Consider the following 13870-nt stretch of genomic DNA (forward strand, 5'->3'; position numbering starts at 1 on the left):
CTAATTATACATATTTATTAATCAGAAATAAATTAAATTTAGATATTTATCATTGAAATGTAATAGTAATGCCAAAACTAACATCTAAATGAAATAATTAATTGTAATTTGAAAAATTAAGCAGCTGAATATTGGGTAAATAAAAGCATAAATTGAATTGAATTCAATGTAAGCGTATACTTTTATATGAGGATATTGTTTTAAAAGGAGGAGAATTATGTATAAATTAGCACAGCGCGATTTATGGACAGGTAGAGTCGATAGTGAAACAGATTCATCTCAATTTAGACATTTTCAAACTGTAAATTTTAGGAATATCAAAGATGACTATCGTGAGAAACGCCAAGGTGTGGGGTTATTAGGTTACGCAGTAGACAAGGGTGTTGAATTGAACAAAGGAAGATTAGGTGCAAAAGAAGGTCCCGACGCAATTAAGAAAGCATTTGCCAATCTACCTGTGTTGAGTGACTGCAAGATATATGATTATGGTAATGTAGAACATGATCACAATCACTTAGAAGATACCCAAAAAGAATTCGCACAATATGTTGCAACCTCAATCCAAAGACATAAACAGACGTTCTTATTGGGAGGCGGACATGATATCGCTTATGCCCAGTATTTAGGCATAAGAGAAGTTTATCCTGATGCTTCTTTAGGTATTATTAATATTGATGCGCATTTTGATACCAGAGCAGAAGCACAGTCCACTTCTGGAACGAGTTTTAGGCAGATTTTAGATCAAGATAATCAAGCAGACTATTTAGTATTAGGCATACAACAAGGTGGTAATACACAAGGCCTATTTGATTATGCAAACGAAAAAGATATCGGCTTTGTTTATGCCGAGGAATTATTACATCAAATATCTCCTCCTGTAAAAGATAAGGTAGAACGTTTTATACACAACCATGACGTTATTATGTTCACAATATGTATGGATGTTATCGATAGCGCATACGCACCAGGCGTAAGTGCTAATGCAGTATTAGGCCTATTTCCACATATTGTACTTGAACTTGCCAAACGTATTATCCCAAATGAAAAAGTCTCAACGATTAGCATTGCTGAAACCAACCCTAAATATGATGTCGATAATCGTACAGCAAAGCTCTCAGCTAATTTTTTACATCATTTTATTCTTTAATATTCCAATAATAAAGACATAAATCTATAAAGGAAAGTACTCGTTCAGGGTGCTTTCTTTTTTTTAAGTAATTGATGTAAATCGTACGACTGAGTGTTGGCTTAATTTCAATTGCATCTAAATCTCGTGCATTAAAAGATTGGTAATAGACACGTGGTATGACTGCATAACCTAATCCTCGATGAACGAAATTAGTTGAAGCTTCAAAGCGGTCGGCTTCAATAATAATATTTGGATGAATATTTAGACGGTTAAAATAGTCATCTAAATGCTTGCGTACTTGTGAACCTTTTGTAGGTAAAATTAGTGGTAAAGATTTAATAGAAACTTTTTTGCTATTCGGGAATGTATTTTTAGGCGTTATGAGTACATAAGATTCTTTATATAGTGGGACAGAGTGTATATCGTCATGGACAATCTGCTCATTTGTTAGGCCTAGATGATTTTCAAAATTTAAAAGTCGCTCTAATATGGTGCTCTGATCATGTACTTCTGAAGCATGATATGTTTGGTCTGCATATTCCTTTTGATGCATAGCAACTACTTGTGAGATCCATTGATTTGAAGATTCAAGAATAGAAAATTTTATTTTAGGTGCATGCCCCATTTTTAAATCATACATTTTTTCCAGCGTTTGATGATAACTTTGCACGAGTTGAACGGCATAGTTATAAAAATGGATACCTTTTTCTGTAATTTTAATATCCTTTGTAGTTCTTAAAAATAAATCATAACCTAAATCTGCTTCTATTTTTTTAATTGTATTCGTTAAAGACGGTTGGCTTATATGTAAAAAATCTGCAGCCTTTGTAAAACTATTATATTTAACGACGGCAATAAAATATTCTAATTGAACAATTTTCAAATGAATGTCACTCCTAAATGATTCGTGTATTTATAGTTTAAAACTATTAATAATTAGTTTATTGATATTGGTAGTCTATATAATAACATATTATACTTTTAGATATAGAGGGAGTCGTACTTTCATGTTAGGGGCGTGAAGTACATGTGGAGATTTTTTATTTATAGCTTGATTGGCATTATATTTTTCTTTGTTCCTGTGACTATACATGGTCAATCAACAATTATGATTGATCATATTGTGCAATGGATCACACTAATCGTGAAACCTGTTTTACCATATTATGTATTGATTTTAATTATTATAGGTGCAATTCATCCATTTCTCAATCAACGGTGGAATGAATCGAAAACAAACATAATCTTTAGTTTATTTAAAGTGGTAGGGGTATTCATTGCTTTCATGGTTGTTTTCAATATAGGGCCTGCTTTTGTTTTAAAAGAAAGTATCGGACCATTTTTATACGAAAAGCTAGCAATACCATTAAGTGTTTTAATTCCTATAGGAGCGATATTTTTATCATTTTTAGTAGGTTTCGGCTTGTTAGAGTTTATCGGTGTGATTTGTCGGCCGATAATGCGACCAATATTTAAGACGCCAGGAAAATCAGCGGTCGATGCAGTAGCATCATTTGTTGGTAGTTATTCAATAGGCTTACTGATAACAAACAAAGTCTACAAGAGTGGTAGTTACACACATAAAGAAGCAGTAGTTGTAGCAACAGGATTTTCTACGGTTTCCGCTACGTTTATGATTATTGTAGCTAATACATTAGGAATTATTCAGCATTGGAATTTATATTTTTGGTTTACACTCGTAGTGACATTTATTGTTACTGCTATTACCGTACAACTCCCACCTATCAGATTTGAAAAGCATACGACATATAAAGACCAGCCATATAAAAAAGAGATTCGTAGAAATATGCCATTATTAAAAGAATCTTGGTTAGAAGCAAAATTAGCTGTGAAACAGTCAAAGTCATTAATGGAGCATGTATTTGAAAATTTAAGAGATGGTGTCGTAATGACTATAGCTATTTTACCTTCTATCATGTCAATAGGTTTTCTAGGGTTAGTAATCGCAGAATTTACACCAGTTATCGAATATATTTCTTACATCTTTTATCCATTCATTAGCATTTTTCCAGTAGAAAATGTGGGGGTATTAGCACAGGCTTCAACGATTTCAATTGTTGAAATGTTATTACCAGCTGCAATTGCACAATCAGCAGATTTAGCAACAAGATTTACAGTAGCAGTAATGAGTGTTTCAGCGATTATCTTTTTTTCAAGCGTTGTTCCAGTCATATTATCTACAGAAATTAAAATTTCAGTAGGAAAACTTGTGCTTATTTGGTTTGAAAGAGTAGTACTAACACTACTGATTACAATTCCATTTGCATTATGGATATTTTAAATATCAAAACAAAGGTTGAATTAAAATCGATGAAGGAGAGATTTTTCATGAAAAAAATTAAAGCAAAAAAAGGTTTAGAGATTGAATGTAAAGGTTGGGAACAAGAAGCAGTATTACGAATGCTATATAATAATTTAGATCCTGAAGTTGCAGAAAGACCTGAAGATTTGGTTGTCTATGGTGGCATAGGTAAAGCAGCTCGGAACTGGGAGGCATTTGAAGCAATTGAATCCACACTGCGTTCATTAGAAGCTGATGAAACAATGTTAGTCCAATCAGGTAAACCGGTTGCTGTATTTAAAACGCATGAAGAAGCACCACGTGTGTTACTTTCTAATTCTGTATTAGTACCTGAATGGGCAAACTGGGATCATTTTAATGAATTAGATCAAAAAGGATTAATGATGTACGGACAAATGACTGCGGGTAGTTGGATTTATATAGGTTCACAAGGCATCGTTCAAGGTACATATGAGACATTTGGTGAACTCGCTAATCAACATTTTAATGGCAAATTAAATGGGACGATTACACTAACTGCTGGTCTAGGCGGTATGGGTGGTGCACAACCATTAGCAGTTACAATGAATGGCGGTGTTGTCATTGGAGTTGATGTAGATGAATCCCGCATTGATAAGCGTATTGATACACGTTATTGTGACGTGAAGACACGAGATTTAGATGAAGCATTAAGTTTAGCGGAAGACGCACGCAAACAGGGTAAACCATTATCTATTGGATTGGTTGGTAATGCGGTCGATGTACATCAAGCAATTTTAGATAAAGGATTTAGAATTGATATTATTACGGATCAAACGAGTGCACACGATCCTTTAAATGGATATGTGCCACAAGGGTATTCATTACAAGAAGCAAGTGCACTACGCAATAAAGACCCAAAACAATACGTAAAAGAATCTCAAGCATCAATGCATAAACATGTCTCGTTGATGTTAGAATTTCAAAAACAAGGTGCAGTCGCTTTTGATTATGGCAATAATATAAGACAAGTCGCATATAATGACGGCTTAAAAAATGCTTTTGATTTTCCTGGGTTCGTGCCAGCATATATCAGACCATTATTCTGTGAAGGTAAGGGGCCATTTAGATTTGCAGCATTAAGCGGAGATCCTAAAGATATTGAGCGTGCAGATGAAGAAATGAGAAAGCTATTTCCTGAAAATGAAAAACTTATCCGTTGGTTAGATTTAGCACAAGAGAAAATTGCATTTCAAGGATTGCCTTCAAGAATTGCATGGTTAGGTTATGGAGAACGTGCAAAAATGGGATTGGCATTAAATAGACTTGTACGTGAAGGTGAAATTTCTGCACCAATTGTAATTGGCCGAGATCATTTGGATTCGGGTTCAGTAGCTAGTCCTAATCGTGAGACTGAAGGTATGAAGGATGGCTCAGATGCTGTAGGAGACTGGGCAATATTAAATGCGTTAATCAATACTGCAGCAGGTGGATCTTGGATTTCATTCCATCATGGTGGAGGTGTTGGTATGGGTTATTCATTACATGCCGGCATGGTAGTTGTTGCTGATGGTTCAGAAAGGGCAGACAAACGGTTAGGACGAGTACTAACTACAGATCCGGGTATGGGAGTAGTAAGACATGCTGATGCAGGTTATGAATCAGCGATTAATGTAGCAAATGAAAAAGGTATTCACATTCCAATGATTACGGGAAAAGGAGATAAAAAATGAACGACTTAATTATTCAAAACATTAAACAACTAATTTTACCAAAGGCTACCGATCGTCCTTTAAAAGGCAAAGAATTAGATGATTTAAACATTATTGAAAATGGAACAGTAGTTGTGCAAGATGGCAAGATTGTTTATGCTGGTGAACATTCTGAGGCCTATGAAGCAAATGAGACAATAGATGCCTCAGGAAAAGTCGTTTCACCTGCATTAGTAGAAGCACATACGCATCTTGTGCATGGTGGCTCACGTGAACATGAGATGTCACTCAAACGTCAAGGTGTCTCTTATTTAGAAATACTTGAACAAGGTGGCGGCATATTATCTACTGTAGAAGCTACACGTCAAGCGACAGAAGACGAACTTTTTGAAAAAGCGGAAAAAAACCTATTAACCATGTTACAACACGGTGTCTTAGCAGTTGAAAGTAAGAGTGGTTATGGATTAGATAAAGAAAATGAACTTAAACAATTGCGCGTTTCGAATCGATTAGCAAAAAAATATAATTTAGACATGAAACATACATTCCTTGGGCCACATGCTGTACCAAAAGATGCGAAGTCTAACCAAGCTTTCTTACAAGAAATGATAGATTTATTGCCAGAAGTTAAACCGTACGCTGACTTTGCTGATATTTTCTGTGAAACAGGTGTGTTCACTGTAGAAGAATCTAAAGCTTATATGGAAGCGGCTAAAAAACAAGGCTTTGATGTTAAAATTCATGCGGATGAAATTGATCCATTAGGTGGTTTAGAACTTGCAATTGATGAAAATGCAATCTCTGCAGATCATTTAGTAGCATCTAGTGAAAAAGGCAAACAAAAATTGAAAGATAGTGATACGGTTGCGGTATTACTTCCAGGTACAACTTTTTACCTTGATAAGGAATCATATGCAGATGCGAGAGGTATGTTAGATAACGACGGCGCTATTGCCATAGCTACTGACTTCAATCCAGGTAGCTGTGTGACTAATAATTTACAATTAGTGATGTCTATTGCAGCATTAAAATTAAAATTATCCCCAAATGAAATTTGGAATGCAGTGACAGTGAATGCAGCTAAAGCGATTAATGTTGATGCAGGTACCATCAATAAGGGTGATAAAGCAAATATTGTAATTTGGGATGCACCGAACCATGAATATATTCCTTATCATTATGGTATTAATCACGCAGAAAGAGTGATTAAAGATGGCAAGGTACTATTTGATAATCGCGTAAAACTTTAAAAGTGAAACTGTAATTAAAATGAATCATTAAGACTTTTGACACTAGATAGAGTGAGGAATGAAATCAACAATATTGATTTGTTCCTTGCTCTATTCTTATTTTAGTTATTTTTGTAATATACATACTTTCTAAACGTAAAATCTAAAAGTACATAAAACGCAAGTTAATAAAATATTTTGACAATTATGATAGTATAGTAATTAAAGGGGTTGGGGGTGAAGTATAGTGTGAGTAACGCTGGATATATTGATCAATGGAAAGGCGACATAGTACAGAATATGCTTACAGGTATATTACTTGCACTTGCATTGTTGCCTGGAGCAATTGCTTTTTCATTTATAGCAGGCGTGACCCCAACAATCGGTATGTTAAGTACTGGTTTGATGATGCTCGTACTCAGCTTGACTGGAAATAGAACCTTGATGGTTTCAGCACCAAGTAGTGGTGTATCATTAGTCGTAGCACCTTTAGCAGCAAGTCACGGGATGCAAGCAGTCATTTTAGCTACATTATTTATGGGAATCATTCAAGTTATATTGGGATATTTTCAAATTAATAAATGGTTAGAATTGATACCAGTAGGTGTAGTAATTGGATTTATGAATGCTTTAGGAATACTATTATTCACATCTCAGCTAAAGAATATCTTGGGGATTTCTATGCCAACGTATATTGTTGCAATCGTATCATTTTTAATTATTTGGTTGGGCAATCGATATATCAAAATTATCCCTGCACCGTTAATATCAATCATAATATTGACTATATTTTCGTGGATATTAAAGCCTGATATTAAATATGTGCATGATCTATCTTCAATACATATTAAACTACCTTATCCAAGTATTCCTACTGAAATATTAAATGTTAATTTCTTCTTAACTGCGTTGTTATATGGGTTGATGATGGCTATTGTTGCAATTGTTCAAACGACTTTAACAGCAAGTATGATGGATGAAGTAACCGCTACAACAAGTGATAAAAATCGTGAGTCGATAGGTCAAGGTATAGCCAATTTTGTAGTAGGGTTATTTGGTGGTTATGGTGGAAGTGCGCTTGTTGGGCAATCACGTTTTAATGTGACAATGGGTGCGAATTCTAGAATTTCGACGTTTGTTACCGGTAGTTTTTTACTGGTAAGTTTATTTGTTTTTGGTGAAATTATAGGACATATTCCAATGGCTGTTTTAGCTACTGTACTCATTACCATTTCACTGAACACATTTGATCGACGTACAATACCTTTTATACGCCAATCGCCATTAATAAATGCTTTCATTGTAATACTAACAATGGTGCTTATCCTAATTTCTAATAATTTAGCGCTCGGAGTAGTGGTTGTAACAATACTATATTATTTTTTAAAACGTTTTATAAATTTAGAAAGGACGTGACATGTAATGCCACAATATGAAGATTATGTAAAGTGGAGACGTACATTTCATCAGTTTCCTGAATTGTCGGATGATGAATATGAAACAACGAAACGATTAAGACGTATTTTAGAGAGTTATGAAATTAAAATTTTAGATATACCTTTGGAAACTGGATTGATTGCAGAAGTAGGACAAGGAGATTCATTTGTTGCTGTTAGATCAGATATTGATGCATTACCAATTAATGAAGAAGTTGTACATGAATTCACTTCAACTAATAAAGGCATTATGCATGCTTGTGGGCATGATATCCATATGGCAAGTATTTTAGCAGTAGCTACAAGATTAAAAGAAATTGAAGGGCAATTAAAAGGTAGGGTACGTTTTATTTTTCAACCTGCCGAAGAGCTAGGCTATGGTGCTGTTAAATTAGCTGAGTCAGGTGCCATTGATGGTACAAAAGCTGTGCTAGGTTATCATAATTATCCTACGATGGATATAGGTTCATTAGCAGTGAAATCCGGTGCTGTGACATCTTCTGTAGATCGTTTTGAATTTAAAATTAAAGGTAAAGGTGCGCATGCAGCAAAACCTGAACAAGGTAATGATCCAGTCGTCGTGTTAGGTCAATTAATCAATAGCGTTCAATCCATCGTCAGCAGAAATTTATCTGCTTTTGATAATGCTGTGGTAACGATAGGAGAAGTCTCTTGTGGTAACACATGGAATGTTATTGCAGATCAAGCTTATGTACAAGGTACAGTGAGAAGTTTTGATGAACGTATTCGTACATTCATTGAAAAAAGGTTGAGAGAAATTGGTAATGGACTGGCAGAAGTATTTGATGTTGAAATTGAAACAGAATATATCCGTTTACCAGGTGCGGTTATCAATGACGAAAAATTAACGGATGATGCAATCAACATTGCTAAGCAAGTGGGTTATAATGTGAATATAATGGAACAGCCATTAACCATTGGTGAAGATTTTTCTGGTTTTGCTAATAAGTACCCAAGTGTATTTGTCTTTATTGGCTCGAATAGTGATTATGATTTACATCATCCAAAATACGATCCCGATGAACGTATTTTAGAAAAAGTACCAGATTACTTTGTAACATTTGTACAGAAATTATTAAATGAATCTTAAAGTAATAGCTTATGTTATGGACGATTTAATTTGGGTAAAAAATAATTATAATCATTATTTTTGAGGAGGATTAAGCCATGGTGTCTCAAGATCCTAGAACGAAATTTTCAAATGCAGATTTTCCAAAACAAGAGCAAGCCGTTCCAGGTTTACAAAAAAATCTAAACCCTAAACCAGATTGTGGAGAAACTTCATATATTGGTTACGGTAGATTGAAAGGTTTAAAGATGTTGGTAACAGGTGGAGATTCAGCTATAGGTAGGGCTGCTGCGATAGCTTATGCTAAAGAAGGTGCTGATGTTGCGATTAATTACTTGCCATCAGAACAAGAGGATGCTGAAGAGGTAAAAGAAGTTATTGCATCGGCTGGACAAAAAGCTGTGCTAATACCGGGTGATTTACGCAATGAACAATTCAATTATGAGTTAGTAGAGCGAGCATATCATGCGTTAGGCGGATTAGATAATGTTACACTCGTAGCTGGTCATCAGCAATACAGAGATACGCTTAAAGACTTTGATACAGCATCATTTGCTGAAACTTTTGAAACGAATGTGTATCCAATATTTTGGACAGTACAAAAAGCAATCGATTATCTGGAACCAGGTGCTACAATTACGACAACATCATCTGTACAAGGTTATAATCCTAATCCTATTTTACATGATTATGCAGCGTCAAAAGCTGCAATCATATCGTTGACTAAAAGCTTGTCTGAAGAATTAGGTGCTAAAGGTATCCGTGTTAATTGTGTCGCGCCAGGACCATTTTGGTCACCACTTCAAATATCAGGTGGACAACCACAATCGAAAATTCCGGCATTTGGCCAAAAAGAAGTGCTTGGTAGAGCAGGTCAACCTGTAGAATTAGCTGGTGTGTATGTTCATTTAGCAGCGGATGAATCAAGTTACACAACTGGCCAAGTATATGGCGTTACGGGTGGTACACAATTAGATTAATTTGATAGATGGCTATTTCAAAGTGATTAGTGCTTAAATGAACGGTTTACGCACTGACATTTTGACATAGCCACTTTTTATTTATGAAAGGAAAGTGAATTTCAGTGAAGCATTTTAAAGCAAGTCAATTGTCTAAAAGGCAAAACTATAAATTATTGAGTGGCAGTATCATACCCAGACCTATAGCATTTGTTACGTCTCAAGATAAAAATGGCAAGTTAAATGCGGCACCGTTCAGTTTCTTTAACGTAGTGAATAGTGCACCACCGATGATTATGATTTCTACAGGACGTTCGGAAGGCAAACGTAAAGACACTTCGCTTAATATTGAAGAGACTGAAAATTTTGTAGTGCATATTACTGATGAAACAAATGTAGAACAAATTAATCGCACAGCCGCACCATTGGAGCGTAGAGAAAATGAATTAGAACGCACAGAATTAACCCTTGTCGACTCGGAACTTATATCTGTACCTGGCATTGAGCAAGCGAAGATACGTATGGAATGTAAATTAGAGCGGATTATTCCTTTAGGAGATACTGAAGAGGGGTCAGATCTAATTATTGGTGAGGTATTGATGTTTCATATTAATGAAGATGTGTATTTTGAGGACAGTAAGATAAATGCGCAAGCACTAGAAGCCGTGTGCCGGTTAGCCGGAAATGATTATGCATCAATCGGTGATACATTTACAATTGTTAGGCCAACGGAATAATATTTGAGTTAAAGTATCATTTCATACTGCAAATATATAATTGACGAAGTCGCATGAATAGTGTACTGTTATAAAATAAATAAAATAGCTTATCTAGAGAAGTGGAGGGACTGGCCCATTGAAACTTCGGCAACATGGTGATGCGTGTGCCAATTCCAGTAGCATAAATTGTGCTAGAAGATAAGATTAAAGATGTAACGATTTACTCTTTTCTTCTACAAGAAAAGAGTTTTTTAATTTTTATGGTAAGTAAATAAAACGATTGATTATAAAAGTAATGATAAAGAAAGTTGGTTTTGTATGGCGGAAAATAAAAAAGGTAATGCATGGGCGCTTGTACCGCTTATCATATTTGTTGGTATATTTTTAGGTGTGGGCGTTATTACTGGTGACTTTTCAATAATGCCACTTAATGTTGCAATCATTATTGCATCTATCGTGGGTTTATTGATGAATAGAAAAGAAACATTTCATAAAAAAGTAGATGTGTTTACAAAAGGTGCAGGACATTCAAATATTATTTTGATGATGTTAATATTTCTACTTGCGGGTGCATTTTCTCAAACCACAGAAGATATGGGTGGAGTCAAGTCAACTGTTAATTTAGGACTATCTTTCATACCAGAGAACTTAATTATCGTCGGTTTATTTATCATTTGTATGTTTGTATCACTTTCAATGGGTACTTCAGTAGGTACAGTTGCAGCCATAGCACCAGTTGGCTTTGGTTTAAGTCAGGCGACGGATGTCTCTGCAGCGATTACAATGGCTACTGTAGTAGGTGGTGCAATGTTTGGTGATAATTTATCAATGATCTCTGATACGACAATTGCTGCAGTACGTACTCAAAAGACTAAAATGAGTGATAAGTTTAAAGTGAACATAAAAATTGTATTACCTGGTGCGATATTTACTGTTATAGCGCTCTGGTTTTTAACTCATGGTGCTCAGATAGATACGACAAAATCATATGATTATAATTTTATTAAAGTTATTCCATACTTATTGGTGTTAATTTTAGCGCTAGCAGGCATCAATGTAATTATAGTATTGATAGGTGGTACCGTATTATCTGCTATTATTGGACTAGTTGATGGGTCATTTAATTGGTCAGGATTGCTTAGTTCGATTTCAAAAGGAATTGTTGGTATGGAAGATATTGCAATTATTGCGCTATTAATTGGCGGACTTGTAGCATTGATACAACATAATGGTGGTATAACTTGGTTATTAAATTTTGTACGCAATAGGGTTAAATCAAAGCGTGGTGCAGAATTAGGTATAGCAGGACTTGTAAGTGCTGCTGATATCTCAACTGCCAATAATACAATTTCGATATTAATGGCAGGTCCCTTAGCTAAAGATATAGCGGACGAATACGATATTGATCCAAGAAAATCTGCAAGTATTTTAGATATGTTTGCAAGTTGTTTCCAAGGCTTATTACCTTATAGCCCGCAAGTTATAGCAGCGGCAGGTGTGGCGTCTATTTCGCCAGTTTCATTAATGCCGTATTCAATTTATCCTATAATTCTAGGTATTTGTGGATTAATTGCAATCATCTTTAGATTACCAAAATTAAACAAAAAAAATTAATTATAAGGAGGGGCGTCGGTTTATACCAATTGAATATAGACTGACTCCCCTGTTTTTAATAAATAATACGATATTTAAAAATAAACATTTTAAATAAAAAAAGGGTAAAATTTTGACGTTTACTGACTAATAACGATAAAATAAATAGGCTGTCACTTTTATAGTGAAAATAAAGGGAAGTTGGATTTCATAGTATTATTGTTTAGAAGTCTAGTATAATGAGTTAGAATAGTAATAAGAGTGAAAGTAGGTGAACAATCATGGCTAGATACAATGTGGAAAATGAAAATGTAGAAATTCAATTGGAACGACTTTTTAAAGTTGAACCTGAATTAGTATATCAAGCTTGGACCGAGCAACGATTGCTTAAACAATGGTTTATGACAACAGAACGAACGAATAAATCAATAGAAATAGATGCTGTACAAAACGGTGGCTATAAAATTATTGATGTACGTAAGGGAAAAGAAAATATAGTAAAGGGTTCATATGTTACATTGAACCCAAATGCATATATTGTTATGACTATAGGTATGCCTGAATTAAGTGACTCTGAAGATACTATTGAAGTTGAGATGTTTGAAAGAGAACCAGGTATTACTCAAATGATTTTTAGTTACACGGCTTATGTGCCTAGAGAACGTAGACTGACATCGTTAGAATATAAGCAAAAGAAAAAGGAATATCATGATTCCACTGCGCATGGTTTTGAAATGCTATTTGATAAGCTTCAAACAACGCTAGAAGAATATGAAGAAGAACAATAAAATCATTATATCAATTCAACCGAACTCAATAAAAAAGTAGTTGGACTAAGAGGCTGAGACAATTAATTTGTCCAGCCTTCTTTTATTTTATAGATTAATTATTATGGGTAAATTGACCATATTGTTTACGCTCATTAAACTTACGCAGTACCGTTTCAAAAAATATATGATAACTGATAAAACTGGAATAATCGATGCCATTTGTTAAATAAAAAGTATTACTTGAAACGTAAATATTATAATTTGCTTTTTGAGCTAATGTGTTATCTTGGAGCGTAGTAATAGAAATAAAATATTTTTGACGCAGTTGCAATAAATTCGTTATGTCAGATAAATGATCTGTCTCTCCGGATAAAGAAATAATAAAAAATAAATCATTATCAGAAGCTTTATTTAATACCATTTTAAATTCATGTACATCGTGTAGCACAATAATATTCTTATGTATGGTTAATAAAATTCTTTGAGCTTCTTGCGCAACGTTCATTTGTGCTAAACCTGTGCCATATAAGTATACCGTTTCAGCTTGATATATTTTGTCTGTAACTAGGTCGTAATCAATACGCTCTAAATAAGTGAAGGTATTTTCAATTTCTTGCTTAAAAGCATTCATAGAGTCAGAAGGCAATTGATGAACTTGTTCAGATTCGAATTTTAAATATGATTTAAAATCACTATAGCCATCAAATCCTAACTTACGAGTGAAACGATGGATACTTGCATTTGATGCATGTGTATAAGCCGCTAGATCTTGTATTTTCATTGTTTTACATTCTGATATATGTGTGTTTATAAAATGAGCGATTTGTAGGTCATTTTCATTTAATTTATTAAAATTATTGTTAATACGTTCATCTAAAAGCAATGGTCTCACCTCAAATTTTTGAAAATATTTTCACGTTTTGAAAATATAATCTTATTGTACAAAATTGTT

The 13870-nt window shown here is 34.3% G+C and carries 12 protein-coding genes and 1 riboswitch; of the genes, 10 read left to right on the forward strand and 2 right to left on the reverse strand.

The window, feature by feature from the left end; genetic code table 11:
- Positions 1–217 precede the first annotated feature (217 nt).
- Positions 218–1147, forward strand: coding sequence for a formimidoylglutamase (gene hutG / locus KA873_RS02800; protein WP_107504900.1), 930 nt, complete (start codon positions 218–220; stop codon positions 1145–1147).
- Here the strand turns inward: hutG and KA873_RS02805 are convergent.
- Entirely contained in the window at positions 1137–2012 is an 876-nt protein-coding gene (locus KA873_RS02805; protein ID WP_107384915.1) for a LysR family transcriptional regulator, read from the reverse strand. The two genes, hutG and KA873_RS02805, sit on opposite strands and share 11 nt — an antisense overlap.
- A gap of 144 nt (positions 2013–2156) precedes the next feature.
- Here KA873_RS02805 and KA873_RS02810 point away from each other — a divergent pair, with 144 nt between their 5' ends.
- The 9 genes from KA873_RS02810 (at position 2157) to KA873_RS02850 (ending at position 12936) form a co-directional block, all read left to right on the forward strand.
- Entirely contained in the window at positions 2157–3431 is a 1275-nt protein-coding gene (locus tag KA873_RS02810) for a YjiH family protein (protein WP_107504901.1), read from the forward strand.
- A gap of 47 nt (positions 3432–3478) precedes the next feature.
- Positions 3479–5143 carry a urocanate hydratase gene (gene hutU / locus KA873_RS02815; protein ID WP_107504902.1) on the forward strand — a complete coding sequence of 555 codons (1665 nt, stop codon included), beginning with the start codon at positions 3479–3481 and terminating at the stop codon, positions 5141–5143.
- Entirely contained in the window at positions 5140–6372 is a 1233-nt protein-coding gene (gene hutI, locus KA873_RS02820) for an imidazolonepropionase (RefSeq protein ID WP_107504903.1), read from the forward strand. Before hutU ends, hutI begins: the two co-directional genes overlap by 4 nt.
- Positions 6373–6600: 228 nt before the next feature.
- The gene (locus tag KA873_RS02825; protein WP_233422648.1) at positions 6601–7767 is read left to right on the forward strand and encodes a SulP family inorganic anion transporter; all 1167 of its coding nucleotides are present in this window, start codon (positions 6601–6603) and stop codon (positions 7765–7767) included.
- A 6-nt stretch (positions 7768–7773) separates the two neighbouring features.
- On the forward strand, positions 7774–8898 hold the full coding sequence (locus KA873_RS02830; RefSeq protein WP_107384919.1) for an amidohydrolase: 1125 nt from the start codon (positions 7774–7776) through the stop codon (positions 8896–8898).
- Positions 8899–8975: 77 nt separating this feature from the next.
- Positions 8976–9857 carry an SDR family oxidoreductase gene (locus KA873_RS02835; RefSeq protein ID WP_107384920.1) on the forward strand — a complete coding sequence of 294 codons (882 nt, stop codon included), beginning with the start codon at positions 8976–8978 and terminating at the stop codon, positions 9855–9857.
- A 104-nt stretch (positions 9858–9961) separates the two neighbouring features.
- Positions 9962–10573 carry a flavin reductase family protein gene (locus tag KA873_RS02840; protein WP_107384921.1) on the forward strand — a complete coding sequence of 204 codons (612 nt, stop codon included), beginning with the start codon at positions 9962–9964 and terminating at the stop codon, positions 10571–10573.
- Between the two features lie 86 nt (positions 10574–10659).
- Positions 10660–10760: riboswitch (SAM riboswitch) on the forward strand.
- A 113-nt stretch (positions 10761–10873) separates the two neighbouring features.
- Entirely contained in the window at positions 10874–12169 is a 1296-nt protein-coding gene (locus tag KA873_RS02845) for a Na+/H+ antiporter NhaC family protein (RefSeq protein WP_210140152.1), read from the forward strand.
- A 260-nt stretch (positions 12170–12429) separates the two neighbouring features.
- Positions 12430–12936, forward strand: a complete 507-nt coding sequence (locus KA873_RS02850; RefSeq protein WP_107504904.1) for an SRPBCC family protein — start codon at positions 12430–12432, stop codon at positions 12934–12936.
- 94 nt (positions 12937–13030) lie between these two features.
- Here the strand turns inward: KA873_RS02850 and KA873_RS02855 are convergent, their stop codons facing one another.
- Complete coding sequence (locus KA873_RS02855) at positions 13031–13801, reverse strand: MurR/RpiR family transcriptional regulator (protein WP_107504905.1); 771 nt, start codon at positions 13799–13801, stop codon at positions 13031–13033.
- Positions 13802–13870 lie beyond the last annotated feature (69 nt).

It is taken from the genome of Staphylococcus sp. GDY8P45P, from assembly GCF_017892745.1.
GTDB classification, from domain to species: Bacteria; Bacillota; Bacilli; order Staphylococcales; family Staphylococcaceae; genus Staphylococcus; species Staphylococcus cohnii.